Source organism: Streptomyces cinnamoneus (assembly GCF_014650495.1).
GTDB lineage: Bacteria > Actinomycetota > Actinomycetes > Streptomycetales > Streptomycetaceae > Streptomyces > Streptomyces cinnamoneus.
The window spans coordinates 303,795-326,326 of record NZ_BMVB01000003.1; the positions used below are offsets into that span (position 1 = coordinate 303,795).

Genomic DNA, 22,532 nt, shown 5'->3' on the forward strand with positions numbered 1-22,532 from the left:
CTGCGAGCGATCCCAGCTGATGTGCACATGCAATGTTCACTTGCCAGAGGGCTATCGAGAAAGCGCAATGTCGGTCAGATTCGGAGCCGGGAGCCGGCACTGCACCAGCAGCCTCAGCCGGCACTGACCGCCGCGATGAGGCGGGTGGCTATGCCAGGCGCGCCGCCGCCGTCGAGAGCGGCTGTGCCGTAGCCGTAGACGACGCGGCGGTTCAGGTCCGGCGTGGCGAAGGCAGCGCTGCGGTAGCCGAGGTCGCCTCCCGTCTTGCCCCACATCACCGAGCCGTCCGGCAGCGGAACGGACATCAGGACCGTGCTGAAGCAGGCGGAGCCCTTCGCGGGACCGGTGTTGCAATGGGAGCCGTCCGCGTAGGGCAGCGGCTTGCCGTTCCCGTCGCGCGGGACGGCGAACAGCTCGGCGGCCTGGGCAGGGCCCAGGAGGCGGCCACTGAGGAGACCCGTCATGAAGCGGTCGAGATCGGCGGTCGTGGAGATCATGCTGGTCGGGAGGCCGCCCTGTTCGTTGACGTCGACCCGCTCGCCCTTGCCGGTCGGCACGTATCCGGGCACGTACGGGCCCGGTATCCGCGCGGTGCGGGTCGAGGCGGACGTTTCCTTCATCTTCAGAGGCGCCAGGATGCGGGTGGTCACCGCTTGTTGGAACGAGCGGCCGGTGAGTTTCTCGATGAGCTCACCGGCGATGCGGTAGCCGAGGGAGTTGTACTCCTGCTTGCTGCCGGGTGCGAATCTCGGGCCCGGCCAGTGGCGGCCCTCGGGCCGCAGCGTCTGCTGAATGACCTGGTCGAAGGTGTAGAAGCCGAAACGGCCTTCGACGACCTCGTCCTGGGACGGTGCGGGAGCGCCGTCGAAGTCCTGGGGCAGGCCGCTGGTGTGGTTGAGCAACTGCCGCACGGTGATGTCATCGAAGGTGTCCGGCAGCAGGCCGGGCAGGTAGTGCTGCACGGTTAAGTCGAGGTTCACTCGGCCCTCGGCGGAGAGCTGCAGCAGGATGACCGCTTCCATCGGCTTGGCGACGCTGCCGATCCGGAAGCGCGCGTCGGGTGTGACCCGCTTGCCGGTCACGACGTCCCCGGACGCGCCCCGCCAGGTCTGCCCGGACTTGTACACCTGGGCCACGGCACCGGCCATGCCGTCGCCCGGGTGCACTGCGACCGCCTCGCGCAGCGCTGCGCTGTCCAGCTTCGCAGGTGTGCGCACGGCGGGCGTGGCCTCTGCGGACACGCCCGCCGTCAAGGCCAGCGATACGACGGTCGCGGCGGCCAGGGTCAGGGCCGATGAGCAGCGCATGGTGACTCCGATCAGGGGGGAACGAACGCTCCCAAGCCTCCCGCGCCGAGATCACCTGCTCATCCGGGACGGCCCTGACCCTGCCCTGACGCGGCCCTGAGGACGTCTCGGGGGGCCATCGTCCCCCGCAGAGCACGCCTGTGCGCGCTGTCAGGCCGCTTCGGACCGTGCCTCAGAAGTTCCAGTAGTGGTCGGCCCACGTGCCGCAGGGCCACTGGATGACCTTCTCGCCCTGCGCGGTGCTCGCGCCGGGAACGGCCAGGCACTGCCTGCTGTTCCAGTTCACGAGCCGCTTGCCCTTGTTCGTGTACTCGATGCCCCAGTAGTGGTCGGGCCACGTGCCGCACGGCCACTGGATGACCTGGGTGCCGGCGGTGGTGCTGGCGCCCGGGACCGCCAGGCACTGGCCGCTGTTGTAGTTGCGCACGCGGTAGTAGCTCATCCCGCCGCTGGAGAAGGCGTACTCGAACTGCCAGTAGTGGTCACGCCAGGTACCGCAGCCCCACTGGATGAGCCCCTTGCCGTTGTCCGTGCTGGCGCCCGGCACGGCCAGGCAGTGGGCGCTGTTGGCGTTGCGGACCCAGCCGTAGCTGTCGGCCCCGTTCTGCGTGCGTCTTTCCGGCTTGGCGGTGTCCTGCGGTGTGCTCGCAGAGGCCGCGGTCACACCTGAGGTGAGGAGCAGTGCCGCGGTGGCAGCCAGGATTCCGGGCAAGCGGAAGTGCGACTTCATGTGTCCCCTTTGTCTTCGTCGATGGACGGAAGTACACGGACCAGGAGCCGTACTGAACCGGTGCGCCCCGGGTGCCGGGGCGCGAACCAGGCGAAGGTTATCGTCGCGGCACCGGGAGCGGCAGACGCACGACGCCCGGCCGGGCAGGTTGGCGCGAAGGCGCCACTGCCCGGCCGGGCGCACTCGGATCCCAGGCCCCCTCAGGCCCTCTCCGCCCTGCGACAGTAACGGGAGCGGCCTAGGGAAACACCCTGTTCGGCCGTCTGCACGGCGCGCTACGCCTTGTCGGCCGATCCGAGACGCTCCGTCGGTCCGGCGAAGGCCAGGAACGTGGTGCGGGTGGCGAGAAGCCACCGGCCGTCGACCTTCCGGAAAGTGTCCTCGTAGTGCCCCACCGGTAGGAGGTCGCCGTGGCTGTCGACGGGGACGTGACGCTCACCAGAATGTTGGTGCATGTACGGCGCGAGAGCCGGTCGGCAGGACGCGAGCCGAAGTACGCCCGCAATGCGTCACGACCCTCAACCCTGCGGTCGCCTTCGGGCCACTCCCAGACGCCGTCAGTCGTGAACAGTCCGGCCACCGCACCCGGGTCACCCAGGTCGAGCTCACGGACGAACTCGACGATCAGACGCTCGCTCGGCCATCAGACGATCCATGGGGTCAAGGCATGCAGTAGTCATGCCCCGTTCCTACAAGCAGGACCGAGCCGTGGCGTCCCGCAGGGAACCCCGCGTCAGGCGTGAGGCGTGCCCGGAGCGGCGGCTTCCAGGTCGGTGATGCTGCCCGACATGATCGTCCGTACATGCTCGGTGATGTGCTCGGCAGACCAGTCCCACCAGGCCACCGCCAAAAGCCGGGCAACGTCCTCTTCGCTGTACCGGGTACGGATGAGACGGGCGGGGTTACCGCCGACGATCCCGTAATCCGGTACGTCGGTGGTGACCACCGCGCCGGAGCCGATGATCGCGCCGTGTCCGATGCGCACGCCGGGCATCACCGTCGCGCCGTAGCCGAACCAGACGTCGTTGCCGACGACGGTGTCCCCCCGATTCGGCAGGCCGGTGAGCAGGTCGAAGTGCTCGGACCACGAGCCGCCCATCGTGGGGAAGGGGAAGGTCGAGGGGCCGTCCATACGGTGGTTGGCGCCGTTCATGATGAACCGCACCCCCGTACCCAGTGCGCAGAACTTGCCGATGACCAGCTTCTCGGGCCCGTAGTGGTAGAGCACGTTGCGGGTCTCGAACGCGGTCGCGTCGTCCGGGTCGTCGTAGTAGGAGTACTCCCCGACCTCGATCAACGGGGACTTCACCAGCGGCCTGAGCAGCACCACCCGGGGCTGCTCGGGCATCGGATGGAGAGCGGTGGGGTCGGCAGGTACAGGCATGGGCGGGCAATTCCTCAGGTGCTACGGGTCGGTGTCCGATCCCATGATCGTGGAACTGCGCTTGCCAGGACACCTGTTTTCCACCTGCCGGAAGGCACCTCCGGGCCGCGGTGACCTGGGCTAGTGCCCCACTCGCAGCACCTGCCCCGTCGTTGCTCCCTCGATCGCCCGCACGTAGGCCGTCGCCACCCGGGCCGCGGGTACCGGCTCCATGCCGGGGAACACTCCCTCGTACGCGGCGGCGCTCTCCTCGACGAGGCCGGGGCTCACTGCGTTCACCCGCTGCGGCGCCAGCTCCATCGCCGCCGCCCGTACGAACGCCTCCACTGCGCCGTTCGCCGCCACGGCGGCCGCCGCGCCGGGCACGGGTTCGTGCGTGAGCACACCGGTGACCAGCGTGAACGAGCCGCGCGGTGCGACGTGGGAGGTTCCTCGGCGGACGAGTTCCAGCTGGCTCAGCGCCTTGCCGCGCAGCGTGGTGGTGAAGTCGTCGTGGGTGAGAGCGTCCAGCGGCCCGAAGACGGCGTCGCCGGCCGCGACCGCCACCGCGTCCAGCATGCCCGTCCGCTCGTAGAGCCGGCCGACGGCCTCCGGGTCGGAGACGTCGAGGCGGATGTCGCCGCTGGTGCGGCCGACGGTCACCACCTCGTGGCCGCGCTCGATGAGGGTGGTGTGAACGGCACTGCCGATGGTGCCGGAGGCGCCGATGAGGAGGATCTTCACAGGGGTTCCCTTTCGTTGCTTCGCCGCACCGGTGCGAACTTCGCCGACCGGAGCGTGAGGGGTGTGCCACGGCCTCACCGGCCGTCGCATCTCCGACCGTACGGACCCGCTCACCCGTCCGGAAATGCCTTCTGGTCAGGGACTATGCTTCCCACGCATGGACGTGGAACTGCGGCATCTCAGGGCCCTGGTGGCCATCGCCGACGAGGGCACCGTCACCGCGGCGGCCGCCCTGCTGCACATCACGCAACCGGCCCTCTCCCGGACCCTGGCCCAGTTGGAGCAGCGCGTCGGCACCCGCCTGGTGGACCGCGGGTCCACGGGAGCGTCCCGCCGTACGGCCCTCACCGAGGCCGGGCGGACGCTGTACGACCACGGGCGGGCCATCCTCGCCCACGTCGATGCCGCCCTGGCCGACGCCGCAGCCGTAGCCCGGCCCCTGCGCCTGGGCTACAACTGCGCCCTGCTGGGGCGGTCCACGACTCCGCTGCTGCGGTCCTGGCAGCGTGACCACCCGCAGGTCCCGCTGGAGCTGCGCCGGCAGGACGAGAGCACGGCGGGTCTGGCCACCGGGGCCGTGGACGTGGCGGTGGTCCGCGCGGACCCGGGCGACCCGCGGCTGCGCGCCGAGGCCCTCTACCGGGAGGACCGCTTCGCCGCGCTCCCCGACGACCATCCGCTGGCCGGGCGACGGGAAGTCGGCCTGGCCGAGCTGGCCGGCGAAACGCTGGTGACGTGGCGCGCAGTGAGCACGTCGGGGCCGGAACTGTGGGGGCCCGAGGAACGGCCGACGGCCGGCACCGAGGTGCACGACGTCGACGAGTGGCTCAACGCCGTCGCCGTCGGCGGGGCCGTCGGCATCGCCGCCGAAGGCACCGTGGAGTGCCGCACCCATCCGGGCGTGCGGTACGTCCGCGTCAGCGACGCACCAGCGGCCACCGTCTACCTCGTCCGTCCGGCGCACCCCACGCATCCCAGCACCGAGGACTTCGTGGCGGCGGTGAAGGCTCTGGTGAGTGATTGAGATTGAGTGAGTGACGTGAGGGGACGGGAGGTGAGTGACCTGTGAGTCAGGTCGCCGACGGCTCGCGGCTCTCCATGTCGACTCCGGGCAGGATCAGGATGCCCCACGTGACCATCACGGCGCCCACGCCTTCCGGGACCAGCCACCAGCCGGTGCGTACCCGCTCGCCGTAGACGAGCATGCCCAGGGCCAGACTGACCAGCGCCTCCCCCAGGGTCAGGGCGGGCTGGGAGGCCACCAGCGGCCCGGATTCCATCGCGTTGGCGAGCAGGAACAGCGCCATCGCCCCGGAAGCGACGAATCCGTAGGTCTGCCACGAGGTGAAGAAGGCGTCGGCTCCCTGCTGTTCGAAGATGTCGGTGGCGGACGACATCAAGGTCGCCGTCAGGGCGTAGCCGATGGCCGAGGCGGAGCTGAAGAGCGCGGCGCGTGCCATGCCCCGCGGTCTCGGCAGGGCAGCGACGACGCACACGGTCATTGCGCCTGCCGTCGAGGTCAGGGTCAGGACCCACATGCCGGCGGAGACGTGGCTGTGACCGCCGGAGGGTGCGGCGGCCGCCAGCGCCAGGCCCAGCCCGAAGGCCACCAGGAGGGACGCGGCCCAGCCGGCCGCGGGCAGCCGCCGCCGGGAGAACGCGCAGGCGATGAGGAGGGTGAAGGGCAGCTCGGTCACCAGGATGGGCTGGACGAGTGAGAGCGAGCCGAGGTTGAGGGCCAGCGCCTGGCAGGCCGCGGCGCCCACGATCACGGCGATGCCGCCGAGCCACGCCGGGCTGTGGACCAGGTGCCTCACCAGTCGGACGCTGAAGGCGTCTCCCGGGGGTACGGTGCGCGCGGCAATCCGCTGCAGCACCGTACCCGTGGCGTTGGCCACGGCTGTCAACAGGGCGAACAGTGCGGAGAGCAGGGCTGGCACGGAATCCTCCGGTTCGGCGCCTCGGACGCCGGCCGTCGTGGTGACAACGACGATCACACGGCCGGGCGGGTACCGGGCAGAGGCGCGCGGGCGGCTCTCGCCGGTCCTCCGTCGAGGCAGGGGCAGCCGGGGCTACCGCTTACGGACGTACTTCCTCACCAGCACGCCGTTGTCGAAGGCGCGGACCGAATCCAGCGTGAAGTCGGTGACCGCGAAGTCCGAATCGAACATCGGCATGCCCGAGCCGTACACCTGCGGGTAGGTCTTGATCACCAGTTCGTCGATCTCGTCGAGCAGCTCGCCTGCGAGCCGGGAGCCTCCGCAGAGCCAGATGCCGAGCCCGCCGTCCTCCGCCTTCAGCGCGCGCACCGCACCCACCACGTTCTCGGAGAGGATCGTGACGTTCGCATCGGGCGACTCCTTGAGCGTCCGCGACGCCACGTACTCGCGCAGGTGCGCGTAGGGGCTGGTGATGTCGGCGTCCAGGGCGAGCCGGTAGCTGCCGCGTCCCTGGATTACCGTGTCGAACTGCTGGTTCTCCGCGTCGTCGACACCGAGGATCCGGCGGCCCTCGACCGAGATGGTCTCCGGGTACTCCGTCTTGAGGAATTCCAGGAACTCCTCGGTCACGAACGCGTACATGGACGAGGCGTCACCGCTCGGGTCGCCGATGAATCCGTCGATCGAGCAGGCGATGAAGTACGTGAGCTTGCGCAAGGCGATTCCTCATTCCCCCGTGAGCGATGCCCGTACAGCCACTGCGCATAGGTTGCTTCACTCGTGGTGGCCGGGCAAGTCTCTTTGTGCCGAGCGGGATTCGGTGAGGAGACGCCGGACGGCCAGGCAACGGTGGGCCGCCTTCAGCTGGTAGGCCACGTCGGCCGGCTCGCGGCCCACGAGCTCGGCTATGGCTTCGCAGGAGAGCCCTTGGAGGTGACGGAGCAGGACGAGGTCGGCCTGGTGTTCGGGCATGAGGGCGTAGAGAGTGCGGGCCACGGTCGGAGGAAGGGCGGCACCTTGCTGAACCAGGGCTTCGGCTATGTGGGCGGACAGCAGCTGCCAGGCGACAGCGGCCGGCCGGGGGCATCGCAGGACGCGCGCCCATTGGTGGGCCAGGTCGGCGAAGGCACGGCAGACGGTGGCCTCGGCGGCGTCCGGGTCGGCCAGACGGAGGCACGTGAAGTGCCGGTAGGGCACGGAGCACAGTTCGTGGAAGGCCGTGAAGTCGAGCGGCAGCCGGGGGCCGCCGGGGCTGGGGAGCGGGTTGACGCTCGCGCCCGTGCTAGCGCCTGCGCCCGTGCTCGCGTTCGCGTTCGCGTTCGCGTTCGCGTTCACGCTCGTGTTCGTCGCCAGGAGGTGTGGGTGGTGTGAGGTGGTGGGGCGCGTCATGTTCGTCTCCCCTCCGGGTGCTCTGCGGGGCTGGAGTCGGGGTTGGGTCGGGGCTGGAGCCGGGGTTGGGTGGTGATCGCGTCAGCCGTTGGCCGAGGAGAAGGCGTGCAGCGGTGTGCCGGGCGGGCTGGGCAGGGAATCGGATGCGTGGGTCGAGGTGGTGGTGCCGCGGTGGGCGGCGTTCCACAGGGGGCGGATGTCGGCGGGGCGGCCGTCGAGAGCGAGTACCAGGCTGCCGAGCTGTTGCCAGTCGGGCACGGCTTTTCCCTCCAGGGCTTGCGTGATCTCGCACGTGCTGAGGGTGTCGCCGCTCAGCACACGGATGGTGTCGGGGTCCGGTTTGCGGGCCGAGAGGTGCAGACCGCGAAGCGCGGCGTGGAGGGCGGCGGCCGCGTCGTCGGGGTGGATCTTTCCGGTGGTGGTCACGCCCCGGGCGGCGCTCCACAAGGTGCGGATGGCGGCGGGGTCGCCGTCACAGGCGAGGACCAGCTTTCGCGTCACCTTCCACGAAGGGAGCCGCTCCGCGGAGAGGATGCGGGAGACGTAGGAGGCGGAGATGTCCGCCAGGTCCGCCAGTTCGCGTAAGGGAATGTCGCTGGAGCGCTGAAGGTGGGACAGCGCGCGGGCCAGCTTCTGACGACTGGACAGACCGGGGGGTTCTTCGCGTGGGGCGGGGCCGGGGTGGTGGGTCCCCGGTGGAGCGCCGGGATCGGTACCGGCGGTCTCGGCCAGGTCGCGTCGCTGCCTGGGAAGCACGGGCTGCCGGGGCACGGGATGGACGGGGTGCACGGGATGCACGGGATGCACGGGCTCGGGCGCCGGCGCAATGGTCCTGAGGCGCTGGATGAGGCGATCGGTGCGGCCTGCCGCCCAGCGGCGGCGGGCCGTCGAGGGGCTGATGCCGTGGACGTGGGCGATCTCGTCCCATGGTTTTCCTTCGGCGCGCATCTGCCGGACGATGATGGCCTCGTAGGCTTCGATGCGTTCCCAGAGGGTCCTGGCCCCTGCGAGACGGCCCGTCAGGTCGCTCTGCTGCTGGAACTCTGCGTCGAGCAGTGCCCCGGTCACCTGGTGCACGCCTTCCATGAGGGTGCGGCGCACGATGTCGTACTGCGGGACGGCGGGCGGCGGCCTGTCCTTGCGGCGGGCGCACGAGCGGTTGCAGTACGTCTTGGGACGGCCGCGCCCGCTGTAGGAGAGCTCGGCGTTGCAGGATCGGCAACGGGTGCAGGACGGACCCGGACCTGGAGAGATCGTCAATGGGGATACCTCTTCCGAGGGACTCGCTGTGCGGTTTTCAGCCCGGAACAGTGCGCTTCTCGCTCGCTCGGCGGCCGTAAAGGCTGTCCGGCGTGCCGGAAAGGAGCATGTTCCGCAGTCGTGCCCGGAGCCTGTGGTGGTGCCGGCCCGCCCCCATCGGACCGGCACCACTGCGACGACGACGGACCGGATTCAGACAGGCGTGGTGACGGAAAACAGCCGGTAGCGCCAGGTCATACCGCCGGCCAGAGCCATCAGCACACCGAACAGGTCGGCGCCGCCGGTCCCGGAGGAGACGCCTGCCACCAAGACGATGGGCAGGACGGGGACGGCGACGAACCGGGGCGCATGCCCCATGACCTCAAAAACACTGGCCCGCCAGGTTTTCCCGCCCCAGGGCGCGGCCATGCTAGCTTCAAGGCGACGGAAGCGATGCTTTACCCGGCAACAAAACCGTCCACGGTCGGGACACATGTGTCCTCCGATCATTGCAGTGAGGGACCCCGGATCTGGTTGGCTGCCGCCCGGGGTCTCCTTGCGTTTTCTTTGCGGTCGAAGCTACCCGGTCGACGCGCCGAATCGCCATCGCTACGGAACGTAATGCGCAGGGTGTATCCAGCGCGGCGGAAAACACATGAAGTGACCACTGAGTACGGACAAAGACGCTCAGCATCTGATCACAACTGTCGCATGCTGACCGTTTGTTACTCCAGTGGCATACGCCATCCATGCAACGGACGTGCGGTCCCGCTACCGCCGTAACAAACCAACGACATATCAGGGGCGGTGGCACGGCCGCTGCACCACGAATCCCCGGGCCCTACCGGCCCGTTGACGCGGCCCGGCGGGCGTTCGACGGGGCGGCGGCGTGAGGCCGGGGCACGGGGACGGCCGACTGTCAGTGGGTCCACAGAGAATGTCGCCATGCTGCACACGCTTCCGCTGCCCCTGCCCGCATCCCTCGTGGAGCACCACCGCATCGACCTGTCCGCGCTCTACTCGACCGGATGGGGAGTCGAGGCGTACGACGTCGTGGTCGCCCCGTCCGGCGATACGTACGCGCTGTACGGGGTGTACCGCCACACGTGGAACGTCAGTAGGGACGAAGAGGATCCGGCCGTGGCGAACTTCGGGTACCGGCTCATCACCCGCTACTCGCCGGAGGGTGTCCCGCTGGCGACCGCGCTCTGCTGCTCGTCGCTGCCGGACGGCACGCCGTCGGCCGTGGCCAACGGCAACGACATGACCCTGTGCGTCCTGCCGGACGGGACGCTCTCGGTGAACGCCCATCCGGACTGCACCACGCTGATGGCGCCGGATCTGAGTGCCGTCACGGCCACCTATGCGACGCCCGGGCGGAATTACTCGGACAAGTTGGTGCCGGGTGATCACTTCGCCAGTTCGATCAACGTCACTCCGTCGGGCCACCTGCTGTGCGTGACCACGGAGTACGGGGTCCACCGCTACGGCAACAGCATCGCCAACATCGTCGGGCTGGCGGACGGCGGCGCCCTGGGCGCGCATTCCAAGCCGACCGTGCGGGCGATCGCCTCGCTCGATCCCCGGCCGGCCCACCAGACCGAGGCCGACCTGCGACCGCAGGTGCTGTTCCAGGGGGAGCCGGTGGGCCTGGAGAACCGGCCGAGGCCCTCGCTCACGGAGCTCCTGGCGCCGGAGACGAACCGCTTCGCCTGGGACCAGTCCCGGCTCGGCCGACCCGCACCGCTCTCCGACGACCTCTTCGTCGTTCCGGTCTTCGCCCGTACGTTCCGTGGCGGAAGCCGGGGCCAGCCGTTCGTCTTCGCCCTGCTCAACGACCAGGGCGAGATGACCGGACGCCTGCACGGAATGGACCTGTGGCGCGACAGCCCCTTCACCGGCTTCTGCTTCACCGTGGTCGCCGACCCGGGCCGCGGCCACGCCTTCCACCTCAACCGCTACGGACTCTACGCCTGGAACAGGAGCGGGCAACTACGGGCGAAGCTGGACGCCGGGACCAAGACCTTCAAGCCCCTGACCCGCTTCACCCTGATGTCCTGCTCGCCCGCCGGCGAACTGCTCCTCGTCCACAAGAAGCAGCACCTGATCCTGCGCGTGCCCATACCCGACGACCTCGGCGACCTGGGGCAGGCAGTCGAAGCGGCACTGCGTGGCTACGCCAAGGAGCGCACGGCCCTGAAGAAGCAGTGGGCGCCGGTCGACTGGCACTGGATTCAGGAAGCCGCGCAGGTGCACCGGCTCTGAGGGGAGCTACCCGCTGCAGAAGACGCACACCTCCCAGTGCGGCATCCCGGTGAGGACCCGGTGCTGTACGCACGACGCCATCGCCGCTTCTTCCGGTCCGGGGAAGCGGTGGGCCGAGCTGTCGTGGAGCGCCGGGTCGAACGCCTCGACGATCGTCCTGAACGTGCGCAGGTAGTCGGCGGCGAAGGGGGGATCGTAGGTCAGTTCGTCCCACCGGTGCTCACTCAGGGCGAGGTCGATGACGCGCAGGACGAACGCCTTGTTCCTCGCCCGTTCCCCGGACGACGCGCCCCAGTCGACCTCTTCGAGGTCGAACCCGACGACTCCCCGGCCCATGCAGCTCTGGTCCTGGAGGGCGAGGAGGGCGGCGAACCGGAAGTCCCACGGCTCCTCCACGAGATCGGACACCGCAAGCGTCAGCACCTCGACGAACACCGCCGTTCCGCCGTTGCTCATGGAGAGGTCCAGCTCCCCGCCCCCGAAAACGTTACCCATATCGTCACTCTAGGCGTTCGCACCTGGAGCCCACCGGGCTGGTACGGGCCGGGCTCGCCCTCACCGCAGGGCGGCTGCTCGACGACTGAGCCCTCCAACGCATCCGGTCCGGCCGGTCATCGGGGGTCGGTCGCCCCGTTCGTGGGCTGGAGCAGGAGCAGGGCGATGTCGTCGGCGTGCCGGCCGGTGGGGCGGGTGTGCTGGACGAGGCTGTCGATGAGGTGGTGGAGGGCCAGGTCGCCGGAGGCCGTGAGGTGCCGGGCGAGGTCGGCGGTGGTCCGGCCGATGTCGGTGCCGGGGATTTCCACGAGGCCGTCGGTGTAGAGGGCGAGGACGGCCCCGACGGGCACGGACACGGTGGTGACCGGGTAGGACGCCCCGAGGCCGAATCCCAGCGGTGGACCGGGGTCGATGTCGACGACGTGCCCCTGCCCTCCCGGAGGTCGCAGGAGCGGGGGCGGATGCCCGGCGCTGGCGAGGACCGCCTGGTGGCGGGCGAGGTCGAGGTGGGCGTAGAGGCAGGTGGCGAAACGGCCCGCGTCCAGGTCGGCGAGGTCGCGGTCGGTGCGGGTGAGGACCTCGTCGGGGGTCGCGCCGGCGGTGGCGTGGGAGTGGACGGCGGTGCGGACCTGCCCCATGAGGGCGGCGGCTGTCACGTCGTGGCCCTGTACGTCGCCGATGACCGCGGCGGCGGTGGTGTCGGTGAGGCGGATGAGGTCGTAGAAATCGCCGCCCACCTCGATGCCGTAACTGCCGGGCAGATAGCGGGCCGCGACGTCGAGCCCGTTCATGGTGGGCAGGGTGTGGGGCAGGAGGGTCTGCTGAAGGGCGTGGGCGAGGTTGTGCTTGGCGTCGTAGAGGCGGGCGCGGTCCAGTGCCTGGGCGATCAGGCCCGCCAGGGGCGTGAGGACGGAGCGTTCACCGGCGGTGAAGACGTGGGGATGGTCGTAGGCGAGGACGCAGCAGCCGATGGGGTGTCCGGAGGTGATCAGCGGGAGGATCGCCCATGCCTGCTTGTCACTGATCTGGGGCGCCCCGGGATAGCTGCGGGTCAGTTCCTCGCGGTTGGCGAAGAAGGAGGGGGCGCCGGTGACCAGGGCGCGGCCGACGGGGGTCAGGTCGGCGTCGATGGGCAGGCCCTCCAGGTGCGCGATGACGTCGGAGTCGTAGCCGCGGTGACCGATGGCCCGCAGCCGGCCGGCTTCTGCGGTGGACATGATCATGCCGCGGGCACCGAAGGCGGGCAGCACCTGATCGGCGGTCAGGTCGATGACGTCCTGCACGCTCACGGTCTCGGTGAGTGCGGCGGCCAGGTGCATCAGGCGGTAGATCCTGCCCGTGGAGGGGGTACCGGCCGGCGGCGCATCGGGGGACTGCCGGCCCGGCTGGGCGGCGGTGGGGGACGGAGTGATGAGGACGCTCACACCGCTGTCGTCCGCGTAGAGACGGAAATCGAGCCGGCGGTCCGGTGGGCGGAGGACCGTCATGGCGAGCGGTTCACGGCTGCTGACGGCCGTGCGGTAGGTGTCCGCCCAGTCGGGGGTGTCCAGCCAGGGAAGGGACTGCCAGGGCAGGGTGCCCAGCAGCTGTTCGGCGGACCGGCCCAGCAGTTCGACAGCGGCGGCGTTGGCGAAGGAGACACGGCCTTCCAGATCCAGGGCGAGGGCACCGAGGGGAAGACGTTCGACGAAGCCGGAGACCGCGCGTGCGGAGCGTCCCGGTCCGGCGTCGGGATGGTGCACGGGCACCAGACGGGGCCGTTCCGGTATGGCCGGCGGCTGCGCGGCTTCGTCCAGAACGCGGGCGATGCGCCGGGCGCTGAAGACGATGTGCCCGCGCCGGCGAAGGGTGAGGTGGTCCGGACGGCTGGGCGGCCACAGCAGCACCAGCGCTCCCCAGCAGCGGCTGACGCCCCTGAGCGGGGTGGCGGCCATCGCGAGCTGGAAAGGGAAGGCCATCGCGGCGCGCGGGTAGCGGCGGGCCATGTCCTCCTGGCAGCCCACCCACACCAGGCGTTCCTCCCGTACCGACTCCGGCAGCGGGGCCTGGGCGGCCAGGGGCATCCGCCACCAGGGCTCGGCGGCGTCGACCGCGGTCCCGCACATCACCACCAGGCTCAGGACCGGTTCCTCCGGGTCCAGCACGTAGACGCTCCCGGCCATGGCTCCCGTGCGGTGCACTGCGGTCGCCAGCGCCTCGCCCAGGGGATCCGTCGCACCCGGCTGCTCACCGCGCCCAGTCACAGAGGAGCTCCTCACCGGCCGGGGGCTCCGCCGGCGCGGGCGGAGCCGGGCGCAGCGGACCGGACACCCTGCGCCGGACGCCCTGCGGTTGCCGTCGCCGGCCCGCACTCGCGCCCGCGGCAGCACCGGACGCGGGTCGTGGCGGACGGCGTGCTACGCCTGGTGAGCGCGGCTCCACCGTCCTCATTCGGACCATACTCCCGTCCGGCGGTGGCGGCATGCCGGGACGGACGCGACGCCCGGCCGGGCCGCCTCCCTGCCGGCACTGCCGACGGCCGTGGTGCGTCGGTGTGCAGGCCGTGGGGAGCGACCGGCTACGGGCGGCGCGGCCGCCCGGGCGAGGGGCGGCACGCAGCCGACGGGGAACTGAGCCCGTCCGCCCGTCCGGGGGACCGCAGCAGCGAAGGTGACCGGGGTGGCGGAGGTGACCGGCCGTGCCCCGTAGCGGCACGGCCGGGCGGTCAGGCCGGCGCGGGCGCCGGTGCCCGGGTGCGGGCGAGGAGGGCGCTGAGGACGGTGCCCAGCAGGGCCACGGCGGTGAAGGCGATCCAGATCGCGGAGGCCGAGGCGACCAGCAACCAGGAGCCGGCGACCGGGACGGCCACCGAGGCGAGGGACCAGGACGCCTGATAGACCGACATGCAGGTCGCCTCCGAGCCGGGTTCCGCGAGGTCCGCGGCGTAGCCGTCGCTGGCCGGGGCGATCACGATCTCGCCGAGCGTGTAGAGCGTCATCGCGACGAGCGCGACGGCCAGTGTGACCGCGGGCAGCACCGTGTCCCCCAGGGGGGCGATCAGCGCGAAGCCGAGGCCGGACACGGCGTACAGGGCGCCGCCGGCGAGCATCATCCGCGGCGCGGGACGGTCCGCGGTGCGCTTGACCAGCGACTGCTGCAACAGCACGACGAGTCCGCCGTTCACCGCCAGCACCGTCCCCGCCGCCCAGCCGTCCAGACCGGCGTGGTCCACGAGGTACAGGCCGGTGAACATCGACACGACCGTGGCGCACACCGCGAAGCAGGTCTTGGCGGCGCTCAGCAGCGCGAACCCCGGCAGGCGCAGCACCTGCAGGGCGCCACCGCCACCAGCCGACTCCGGCTCCCGCTCGGCCTTGTCCCGGGCGGCGTCGTCCCGGGCGGTCTTCTCCCGGGCAGCCGGTGCCACGGCGTCGGCCTGTCCACGCAGTCGCAGCAGCGCCGCCGCGGTGACGGCGAAGCTGACCGCGTTGATCAGCACGATCACGCGGAGGCCGGTGGCGCTCTGGGCCGAGGCCAGTGCGCCGCCGGCCAGGGACCCCAGGCACAGCCCGATGTTCCGGGCCCAGCCCACGGTGCTGAACGCCCGTCGCGCCTGGGGGCCGCGCGCCAGTCGGGCGATGGTGGCGCCGAGGGAGACCCACACCGCCTTGTCCAGGACGGCGGACAGCACCAGCGCGCCCACGGCCACGGGGGCGGGCAGGGTCAGCGCGTAGAGGACGAACAGCGGGGCACGCAGGGCGTTGCCCGCGATCAGCGAGCGCATCGAGCCGTACGTCTGCACCAGGCGTCCCAGGGGGGCGCTCGCCAGGATCAGCACGAGGTTCGCCACTGTGAGCGTGGTGCCGACCGTTCCGACGCCCAGGTGCTGCACCCGTACGAAGTACAGCAGCGCGAACGGCATGAACATCCCCGAACCCACCGCGTCGACGACCATCGCCGACACCATGAGCCGGGGCAGCGGTGCCTGACTCGTGCTGCTCACGCGTCGGGCACCCTGGTCAGGCCGAGGAGGCCGAGCAGCCGGGAGTTGGCCTCGGACAGCTGTGCCAGCAGCTCGCCGCGGTCGGGTCCGCTGCCCAGGACGTAGCCTGCCCGCCACCAGTTGGCGTCCACGCCGCCCAGGGTCGTGCCGGGCGGCAGCAGGCGTTCGGCGTGCGAGACGAGCGGCAGCCCGTCGCGCACACCCGCCATCGTGGGGGCGTCGGCGACGGTGCCGGTGGCGGCCACGAACTCCACCGCCGCCACCTGCGGCGTCCGCTCCGTGCGGGGGCGCGCGGGGTCCTGGTCGCCGAGGGCGATCGAGAGCGCGGCGTCGTACAGGTCCAGCCCGGTGGCCCGCAGCAGCACGTCGCTGATCAGCCCGCCGGCGGGACGGAAGGCCGCCTCGATCAGGTGCCAGCGGTCGCCGTCGTGCTTGGCCTCCAGGTGCAGCACGGCGCTGTCGATGTCCAAGGCCGTCACCACGGTCTCGACGAAGCGGGTCGCCGAGGGGGCCAGCCGCTCCTGGGCGGCGGGGTCGATCACGTGCCGGGTCTCCACGAACGACGGCGGTGCGGCGCAGGTCTTCTCGGTGACTCCCACGAACCGTACGCGTCCGCCCGAGACGACGGCCTCCAGGGACACCTCGGGCCCCGGCACGAAGTGCTCGACGAGGGCCTGCGGCTGACCCGTCGTGTTCCTCACGGCCGCTATCGCGTCGGCGAGCCCGGACGGGTCGGACACCCGGCGGACGCCGAGGCTGGCCGCGCCGTCGACGGGCTTGACGATGACGGCGCCGGACGGTGCGGAACGCAGGAGTTCCGCGGCCTCGTCGGCGTCCGCGGTGAGGGCGAAGGGCAGTTCGGCCCCGGTGCCGGCCAGGCGGCGGCGGACGTCGGCCTTGTGGGCCAGGCCGTCGGCCACGGCCGTGCCGGCGCCGGGCAGGCCCCATTCCTTCGCGAGCCGGGCGGCGATGCGGGTGCCCCAGTCGGTCAGGGCCAGCACGCCGTCCACCCGGCCGGCGAGCGAGTCCAGCAAGTGCAGGTCGGGTCCGGGGTCCTGGTGGTCCGTCAGGCGCCAGGCGTGGTTCTCGGTGGCCAGGCGGTCGTAGCGGGAGTAGGCGGTCTCGTCCACCAGGATCGTGTCGACGCCCCTGCGTTCCGCCGCTGCGAAGAATCGTTCACGCAACGGTCCGATGCCGATGATCAGGACGGTGGGAGGTTGGTGCACGGCGACCTCGATCCTTCAGGGGTGGCAGGAGGGGCGGAATGGAACGGGTGGGGTCCGGAAGGCCGTGGCGGGCCCGGGACGGTCGGCGTCGGCGGGACGATCGCCGGTTCACAGGGTCACGCGCGCCGGGCCGGTCCCCTGGCCAGGGGCCGTCAGGGGCGGGCGGCGAAGGCCGCATCCGTACGGCGCAGCAGTGCGCCGTGCGCGGCGGCGCCGGGCGGTACGGCGCTCAGCAACGGCTTCGCCGTGGCCCCCCTGCGCAGTTTGGGGGTGCCGCTGCCGGGGCCGAGCAGGACCCGGGTCGCTCCCGTGCTGCGGGCCAGTCGCATGGGCAGGTGGTAGGCGACGTGGAAGTAGGCGCCGGTCTCCTCGCTGCCCGGGCCGAGCCCGACCATGCGCAGCAGGACGTCGCGGGTGCCCAGGGCCAGGGTGGCGCTCGCGACGGCCCGGCCGGTACGGTCACGGACCAGCGCCACACCGTAGCGGGAGCCGAGGGCGGTACGCAGTCGTTCGTTGACGCGCAACAGGCGGGCCGGATCGCCGGGGATGCCGTGCTTTTCGTCCGCGCACGCTTCCAGCCGGGCGACCTCCTGCTGGATCTCGTCGGTCACCGTGTCGCCCCGGTGGATCTCGGCTGTCGCGCCGGCCTCGTCGAGGGAGGCCAACTCCCGCCGCAGCCGGCGGCGTCGGTCCGCAGGGAAGCGGGCAAGGTAGCCGGCCTCGTCAGCGCCGGTGTCCTCGATCAGGAAGTACTGGTCGGTGATGCCCACGTGCCAGCCGCGTTCCCTCAGGACCGGCAGCACCGGGTCGGCCTCGTCGAGGTGGAGGAAGGTGAGCAGCCGTCCCCGGGACTCCGCGTGCTCTTCGAGAGCGGTGACCAGGGCACCCGCGTCGAGGGCGGGGCCCGCGGCACCCGGCGCCGCGTCGCCCGCACCGTCCGCCGACGCGTCGAAGCCGTCGAAGTCCGCGCCGTCCGCCGATGGGCCGGACTCCGCCGCGTTCGCGGGAACGTGCGCGGGGAAGACGGACTGGCCGTAGCCGAGGGCGCAGACGTTCAGCTGGCGCAGCCCCTCGGCCCGGGCCTGCGCCAGCTCCGCCTCCGGCTGTGCCACATCGCGGCCCGTACCGGCCACGATGTCGGTGCAGTTCATGCGGGGGAAGCCGGCGTGGTCGTCCTGGGTGCGCACCGCGCAGGCCGCGCCGGCGGCAGGGACCTCCAGGAAGTGCACGCCGTCCTGGGGCCACCGGTTCGCGGTGAGCCATGCGGCCGAGGCCCTGGGGTCCTCCGGACCGGCGCTCCAGTAGCCGGCGGACAGGCCGTCCGCCGTGGCGTACTCCCTGAGCGTCACCACGCCACCCCTCCCTCTGCCGCGTGCACCCGGCCCCACCACGCCGGGGCGGGGGCCTCCCCGCCCCGGGAAGCGTAGCCGAGGTGATCGTCCGGGCCACGCGCGAGGAATATCACGAAGTCGCCCCCGCGGGACGCCTGGCGGCCAGGGCGCTGATGTGCTCGGGTGCGGTTCCGCAGCAGCCGCCGACGAAGCCGAGCTCGAACTCGGTGGCCCAGCCGTGTGCCAGGTCGGCGAAGGCGGCGGGCGACAGGGCCGGGGGCAGGCTGTGCGTGCTGTGCTCCCACTCGTCGAGCGCCGCGCGGTCCTCCAGGTTGGGGTAGACGCCCACGGTCACGCCGAGGCCGCCGAGCAGTTCCAGGGCGCGGGGAACGGCCGCGTGGGGCAGGCAGTTGACGGACACGGCGCTCGCGCCCGCCTCGACGCAGGCCCGTGCCGCGTCCCGGAGCGCGTCGCCGTCGGGGAGCGTCGCCTCGGCGGTGACGACGAAGCTGACCCAGGCCGTCAGCCCGCGCTCGGCGGCGGCCTCGACGGCGATCACCGCCTCCCGGCGGGTGCACTGCGTCTCGACCAGGATGAGATCGGCCTCCGAGTCCGCCAGGACGCCGGCCATCCACCGGTGTTCGCGCCGCAGGGTGTCCTGGTCCGGGGCGAGCGCCGGGGTGTAGCAGTCCTCCACGGGGGCGACCGAGGCGGCTACCAGGGCGTGCGGCGCGGCGGCGTCCCGGCGGGCCCGTACGGCGCAGTCCACGGCCCGGTGGACGTAGTCGGCGTGCTCGTTCTCCGCCACGCCCATGCGGGACAGGGCCCGGGTGTTGGCGCGGAAGGTGTTGGCGGTGAGGACGTCGCTGCCGGTGCGCAGGAACTGTGCGTGGACGCCCACCAGCGCGTCCGTGCCCGCTGCGTCGCGCAGCGCCGCGCTGGTGAGCCAGGGCTCGGCGATGGCGATGCCGGCCGCCTGCAGGCCGGTCGCCGTACCTCCGTCGAGGATCCTCGGACGCGGACTCATACCAACTCCTCGCAACGTTCCACGACGTCGTGCGCAGTGCTCTGGGCACGACCCCACTCCAGGAATTCCGCAACCCATTCGGACGGCATGAGATTGACTTTCTGATCCGCGAACGGGCGCTCCGAGGGAGGGATCCAGTCGTCGTCACCACAGCGTGGAACGGAACCGTCCGCCCGGAGAATGTGCGGTCCGTAATAGAACCACGAAATCTGCCCGACAAACTCGTTGAGCACCGCTCCGTGCACCTCGGGGGAAAACATCCCCAGATGCGCGTAGGCCACGGACAGCTCGCCCGGGAGGTTGAACGGGGCCCGGGCCAGATAATGTCCGAAGTAGTCGTGCGTGGCCCGCAAAACGTCGTTGTGGAGGGCGCGGGCACCGTCGATCTCGACGCCCGACCGCAGCAGGAGCGGGTTGTCCGGGTCCTCGTACCCCGCCGGCCCGTGCCCGTGCTCGGTGGGGTAGACGTACAGGTCCTTTCCCGCGTCGAGGGCGTCGCAGAGCTCCCGGGACGTGCCGTAGGGCTGCCCGGGGTGCGGGTAGAGGCGGACCTTGATTCCCATGTCGGTCATGCAGGAGAGCTGAGCCCTCGCCTCGTCGGCCATCTGCAGGTACTGGTCCCGGGCTTCGGGGTCGTTGGGCCGGTGCGGCTGCTCGTGGAAACGGCCGGCTATCTTCCGGACCAGCTCTTCCGGTATATCGGAAGCCTCGAATCCCGCGTGTAAGACCCCGCTCCCCCAATTGACGCGACGCAGGTAGGCCCGAGCGACCTCACGGACATCGACGACCATGCAGATACCCCCCGTGGGTGCCTGTTCCGGTAAACATTCCATTCATGCAGCCGTTACAGACGCCCATCTTGATCTCCGGTACCAGGCCCCACAAGGCGCATGGCAGGTTCCTGACAGGCGCACCGACCCGGTGGTCACGCGCAGGAGACGATGACCACCGCCGTCGCCGCCAGAGCCGCATAGACCGCGGCCGCCACCTTGAGGCCGAAGCGCAGGAGGGTGTGCTCCGAGACGCCGCCGCTCTTCGCCCGGTCGCCGGCCACCGCCAGGATCAGCATGATCATCGGTAGTGAGGTGAAGACGGTGTGGCCCGCCGCGCTGTTCTGCAAGGCAGCGAACCACGTATCGAGTCCGGCGCCGCTCGGGGCGAGCCGCTCCTGAAGCGGCATCATCATCGCGTTGCCGCCGACGTTCGAGCCGGTGATGAAGCCGCCGAGCATGCCGAGCGCGGGTGCGGCCATCGCGATGACCAGCGGCGGCGCCCCGGCGACCGCCGTGCCCAGCTCCCCGATCATGCCGCTGTCGGCCATCAGCCGGCCGAGGGTGACGAACCCGGTCAGGGCGAGCAGCGGCCGGCCGACGCGCGTCAGCGCGGCGCGGGCGTCCTGGCCGTTCGGGCGCCCGCGGTCCAGGAGCAGGGCGGCGGCCAGCAGCGGCAGGCCCGGTGACGTGAGGAGCGCGAAGCTCGCGTTGCCCGCGTGCAGTGCCACGGCAGGGACTCCGGCGGCCGTTGCCGCGCGGGTGAGGGCGATGCCGCCGAGGACGAGGCCGTAGGCGTGCAGCACCGCGCGTGGCGGCAGCAGCCGGCCGGCGGGCTCCGCGCCGCCGGAGCGGGACCGGCGGACGGCGCAGAGCGTCAGCCCGATGCCCGTGGTGAGCAGCCCGGCCATGACACCCGCCGGCTGGACCACGCCCGCCGCGTCGAGTGCCAGGAGCCCGAGCGAGAGCGCCCCGCCCGCAGCCGCGGCCACGGCGGCGGTGCGGAACCGGCGCTGCGGACGGGCCAGTAGCGCGGCCCACACGGTCACCAGCGGAAAGACGAGGGCGCTGGTGACCGCTGTGGCGGTGCCCAGAGCGGACACCCCCGTCCCCGTGAGCGTGGCGCCGATGACGGTGGCGAGACCGAGGGTGCCCCACGGCATGATGTTCATGCCGAGCATGGCCTGCCGCAGGGCGGTCGGAGCCGGTGCGAGGGCGAGCAGGACGGGCACGGTGACGAGCAGCGACACCCCGAAGCCGGTGAGCGACTCCACCGTGGGGGCGATGCCCGCCACCACCAGGGCGATCTTCGCGGGTCCCGGCAGCGGCAGGCCGCGCACCCACTCCTGCAGCGACCGGTGCACCTCCCGGCGGGTGAGCACCTGACTGAGGTAGACGCCGGGCAGCATCACCGCGGCGGCGTTCAGCACCAGCAGGCCGGCTCCCCCGGCCCCCGTGGCCAGCTCGTCGCCCGGCAGCGTGAAGTCCGGCAGCCACCAGATCAGCACCGCCGCCAGCGCGGCGCCTGCGATCGCCGCCCAGTGCGCCGGCCGGCGCAGCCCGGTGATCATTCCCAGCACCATGACGAGCGGGGACACCGCTATTGCCCACACCATGTGTTCGAGCCGCCTTTCGTCTTCTCTCGCCGTACGGCTGCGGCACAGCCTGGCGGCGCGGGCGGGCGGCGGTCTTGAACGAAAGTCGCGGAACGATCACCGGGCGACGCCACGAGGCTCAGGGGCGGATGGCCCCCGGCGTCACCCCGAAGTAGCGCTTGCAGATACGGGTGAGGTGCGCCTGGTCGGCGAAGCCCGTGGCGGCCGCCACCTCGGCCGGCCGCTGTCCGGCCAGCAGCAGGCGGCGGGCCCGGTTGGCGCGCAGCCGCAGCAGATAGGCGTGCGGCGGCAACCCGTACGCCTGGCGGAACGCGGCGATGAGCGAGGCCCGCGGCATGCCCGCGGCGGCGCTGAGCTCGGCGACGGTGACGGGCTCGGTCCACCGGTCGTGCAGCAACTGCCGGGCCAGATCCGGTCCACGGCGCACGCCCCGCGGAGCCCCCGCGACGGACACCCGGCCGGTACGGGCGTGCCGGCGCAGCACCGCGCCGAGGCCACCGATCAGCAGGGACTCGGCGGTGAGGGGGTCGGCGGCGCGCTCCTGTTCCCGGTGGGCGCACCGCAGCCGGGAGAACAGCCCGGCGTCCCGCACGGCCGTCTCCGGGAACCAGACGTCCCGGGCGCCCAGGTGTTCGTGGGCCAGCTCGTCGACCATGGCGGTGTCGAAGTAGAACATCCGATACCGCCAGCCGGACTCCGCGGCGGCGAAACCGGTGTGCACCTGCCCGGGGTTGAGGATCACCAGGTGCCCGGCCGGGACGACGACCTTGCCGCCGGCCACGTGCAGTCCCTCCGCGCCGTGCTCGATGACGCCGACGGAGAGCTGCTCGTGGCTGTGCCGGTCGAAGGCGAAGCGCTCGAAACGGGCGGCCAGCAGCTCCACCTGCGGGCTGCCGGCCGCGGTCCACAGCCGTGCGTGCTCGCCTCCCGCTCCCATCGGCGCATGATCGCAGACGGGCACTCCCCCGGCATATGGCTCCGCTCACAGCGTCGGCAGCATGGCCCTGGTCCTGGCTCGGGCCTTGGCCTTGGCCTTCGAGGCGGAAGCAGAGGTTGTCATGTGGCAGCCCTGCCTCCTCACGCCGCGTGAAGTTCAGGCCCGCCCGCG

The 22,532-nt window shown here is 71.6% G+C and carries 20 protein-coding genes and 1 pseudogene; 2 read left to right on the plus strand and 19 right to left on the minus strand.

The window, feature by feature from the left end:
* Positions 1–113: 113 nt before the first annotated feature.
* The 5 genes and pseudogenes from IE182_RS06320 to IE182_RS06340 form a co-directional block, all read right to left on the minus strand.
* A complete protein-coding gene (locus IE182_RS06320) occupies positions 114–1,307 on the minus strand; it encodes a serine hydrolase domain-containing protein (RefSeq protein WP_190108630.1) in 1,194 nt (397 codons plus the stop codon).
* 172 nt (positions 1,308–1,479) lie between these two features.
* The gene (locus IE182_RS06325; RefSeq protein WP_190108631.1) at positions 1,480–2,037 is read right to left on the minus strand and encodes an RICIN domain-containing protein; all 558 of its coding nucleotides are present in this window, start codon (positions 2,035–2,037) and stop codon (positions 1,480–1,482) included.
* 275 nt (positions 2,038–2,312) lie between these two features.
* Positions 2,313–2,717, minus strand: a pseudogene (locus IE182_RS06330) (nuclear transport factor 2 family protein).
* 53 nt (positions 2,718–2,770) lie between these two features.
* Entirely contained in the window at positions 2,771–3,421 is a 651-nt protein-coding gene (locus IE182_RS06335) for a CatB-related O-acetyltransferase (RefSeq protein ID WP_190108632.1), read from the minus strand.
* Positions 3,422–3,541: 120 nt separating this feature from the next.
* Positions 3,542–4,144: a short chain dehydrogenase gene (locus IE182_RS06340; protein ID WP_190108633.1), complete on the minus strand. Its 603-nt coding sequence runs from the start codon at positions 4,142–4,144 to the stop codon at positions 3,542–3,544.
* 157 nt (positions 4,145–4,301) lie between these two features.
* On the opposite strand from IE182_RS06340, the gene IE182_RS06345 reads away from it, so the two are divergent.
* Positions 4,302–5,168, plus strand: a complete 867-nt coding sequence (locus IE182_RS06345; RefSeq protein WP_190108634.1) for a LysR family transcriptional regulator — start codon at positions 4,302–4,304, stop codon at positions 5,166–5,168.
* 46 nt (positions 5,169–5,214) lie between these two features.
* On the opposite strand, the gene IE182_RS06350 is transcribed toward IE182_RS06345, so the two are convergent.
* From IE182_RS06350 to IE182_RS06370, 5 genes are all read right to left on the minus strand, one after another.
* Positions 5,215–6,084 carry a DMT family transporter gene (locus tag IE182_RS06350; RefSeq protein ID WP_190108635.1) on the minus strand — a complete coding sequence of 290 codons (870 nt, stop codon included), beginning with the start codon at positions 6,082–6,084 and terminating at the stop codon, positions 5,215–5,217.
* Positions 6,085–6,216: 132 nt separating this feature from the next.
* Complete coding sequence (locus IE182_RS06355; RefSeq protein ID WP_190108636.1) at positions 6,217–6,801, minus strand: dihydrofolate reductase family protein; 585 nt, start codon at positions 6,799–6,801, stop codon at positions 6,217–6,219.
* Positions 6,802–6,858: 57 nt separating this feature from the next.
* The gene (locus tag IE182_RS06360) at positions 6,859–7,419 is read right to left on the minus strand and encodes an RNA polymerase sigma factor (RefSeq protein ID WP_190108637.1); all 561 of its coding nucleotides are present in this window, start codon (positions 7,417–7,419) and stop codon (positions 6,859–6,861) included.
* A gap of 135 nt (positions 7,420–7,554) precedes the next feature.
* Positions 7,555–8,733 carry a helix-turn-helix domain-containing protein gene (locus IE182_RS06365; RefSeq protein ID WP_190108638.1) on the minus strand — a complete coding sequence of 393 codons (1,179 nt, stop codon included), beginning with the start codon at positions 8,731–8,733 and terminating at the stop codon, positions 7,555–7,557.
* 192 nt (positions 8,734–8,925) lie between these two features.
* Positions 8,926–9,141, minus strand: a complete 216-nt coding sequence (locus tag IE182_RS06370; RefSeq protein ID WP_190108639.1) for a hypothetical protein — start codon at positions 9,139–9,141, stop codon at positions 8,926–8,928.
* Positions 9,142–9,657: 516 nt separating this feature from the next.
* Here IE182_RS06370 and IE182_RS06375 point away from each other — a divergent pair.
* Positions 9,658–10,977: a hypothetical protein gene (locus IE182_RS06375; RefSeq protein WP_190108640.1), complete on the plus strand. Its 1,320-nt coding sequence runs from the start codon at positions 9,658–9,660 to the stop codon at positions 10,975–10,977.
* Between the two features lie 6 nt (positions 10,978–10,983).
* On the opposite strand, the gene IE182_RS06380 is transcribed toward IE182_RS06375, so the two are convergent.
* The 9 genes from IE182_RS06380 to IE182_RS06420 all read right to left on the minus strand — a co-directional run bounded on the left by IE182_RS06380 (position 10,984) and on the right by IE182_RS06420 (position 22,361).
* The gene (locus IE182_RS06380) at positions 10,984–11,472 is read right to left on the minus strand and encodes a hypothetical protein (protein WP_190108641.1); all 489 of its coding nucleotides are present in this window, start codon (positions 11,470–11,472) and stop codon (positions 10,984–10,986) included.
* Between the two features lie 116 nt (positions 11,473–11,588).
* The gene (locus IE182_RS06385; protein WP_229844614.1) at positions 11,589–13,715 is read right to left on the minus strand and encodes a SpoIIE family protein phosphatase; all 2,127 of its coding nucleotides are present in this window, start codon (positions 13,713–13,715) and stop codon (positions 11,589–11,591) included.
* Positions 13,716–14,176: 461 nt separating this feature from the next.
* Complete coding sequence (locus IE182_RS06390; protein ID WP_190108642.1) at positions 14,177–15,454, minus strand: MFS transporter; 1,278 nt, start codon at positions 15,452–15,454, stop codon at positions 14,177–14,179.
* Complete coding sequence (locus IE182_RS06395; protein ID WP_190108643.1) at positions 15,451–16,680, minus strand: ATP-grasp domain-containing protein; 1,230 nt, start codon at positions 16,678–16,680, stop codon at positions 15,451–15,453. The genes IE182_RS06390 and IE182_RS06395 overlap by 4 nt, the downstream gene beginning before the upstream one ends.
* A gap of 152 nt (positions 16,681–16,832) precedes the next feature.
* Positions 16,833–18,032 carry a peptidogalycan biosysnthesis protein gene (locus IE182_RS06400; protein WP_190108644.1) on the minus strand — a complete coding sequence of 400 codons (1,200 nt, stop codon included), beginning with the start codon at positions 18,030–18,032 and terminating at the stop codon, positions 16,833–16,835.
* A 109-nt stretch (positions 18,033–18,141) separates the two neighbouring features.
* Positions 18,142–19,038, minus strand: coding sequence for a homocysteine S-methyltransferase family protein (locus IE182_RS06405; protein WP_190108645.1), 897 nt, complete (start codon positions 19,036–19,038; stop codon positions 18,142–18,144).
* Positions 19,035–19,829 (minus strand): crotonobetainyl-CoA--carnitine CoA-transferase, encoded by a 795-nt coding sequence (locus IE182_RS06410; RefSeq protein WP_190108646.1) that lies wholly within the window; start codon positions 19,827–19,829, stop codon positions 19,035–19,037. The genes IE182_RS06405 and IE182_RS06410 overlap by 4 nt, the downstream gene beginning before the upstream one ends.
* 134 nt (positions 19,830–19,963) lie before the next feature.
* Positions 19,964–21,424, minus strand: a complete 1,461-nt coding sequence (locus tag IE182_RS06415) for an L-lactate permease (protein ID WP_190108647.1) — start codon at positions 21,422–21,424, stop codon at positions 19,964–19,966.
* A 118-nt stretch (positions 21,425–21,542) separates the two neighbouring features.
* Complete coding sequence (locus tag IE182_RS06420) at positions 21,543–22,361, minus strand: AraC family transcriptional regulator (protein WP_190108648.1); 819 nt, start codon at positions 22,359–22,361, stop codon at positions 21,543–21,545.
* Positions 22,362–22,532: the final 171 nt, after the last annotated feature.

What these genes read in the sequence shown, in the direction of transcription:
- IE182_RS06320 (WP_190108630.1), bottom strand. Translation starts at nt 1,307, where the DNA reads ATGCGCTGCTCATCGGCCCTGACCCTGGCCGCCGCGACCGTCGTATCG.
- IE182_RS06325 (WP_190108631.1), bottom strand. Translation starts at nt 2,037, where the DNA reads ATGAAGTCGCACTTCCGCTTGCCCGGAATCCTGGCTGCCACCGCGGCA.
- IE182_RS06335 (WP_190108632.1), bottom strand. Translation starts at nt 3,421, where the DNA reads ATGCCTGTACCTGCCGACCCCACCGCTCTCCATCCGATGCCCGAGCAG.
- IE182_RS06345 (WP_190108634.1), top strand. Translation starts at nt 4,302, where the DNA reads ATGGACGTGGAACTGCGGCATCTCAGGGCCCTGGTGGCCATCGCCGAC.
- IE182_RS06370 (WP_190108639.1), bottom strand. Translation starts at nt 9,141, where the DNA reads ATGGCCGCGCCCTGGGGCGGGAAAACCTGGCGGGCCAGTGTTTTTGAG.
- IE182_RS06375 (WP_190108640.1), top strand. Translation starts at nt 9,658, where the DNA reads ATGCTGCACACGCTTCCGCTGCCCCTGCCCGCATCCCTCGTGGAGCAC.
- IE182_RS06380 (WP_190108641.1), bottom strand. Translation starts at nt 11,472, where the DNA reads ATGGGTAACGTTTTCGGGGGCGGGGAGCTGGACCTCTCCATGAGCAAC.
- IE182_RS06405 (WP_190108645.1), bottom strand. Translation starts at nt 19,038, where the DNA reads ATGAGTCCGCGTCCGAGGATCCTCGACGGAGGTACGGCGACCGGCCTG.
- IE182_RS06410 (WP_190108646.1), bottom strand. Translation starts at nt 19,829, where the DNA reads ATGGTCGTCGATGTCCGTGAGGTCGCTCGGGCCTACCTGCGTCGCGTC.
- IE182_RS06415 (WP_190108647.1), bottom strand. Translation starts at nt 21,424, where the DNA reads ATGGTGTGGGCAATAGCGGTGTCCCCGCTCGTCATGGTGCTGGGAATG.
- IE182_RS06420 (WP_190108648.1), bottom strand. Translation starts at nt 22,361, where the DNA reads ATGGGAGCGGGAGGCGAGCACGCACGGCTGTGGACCGCGGCCGGCAGC.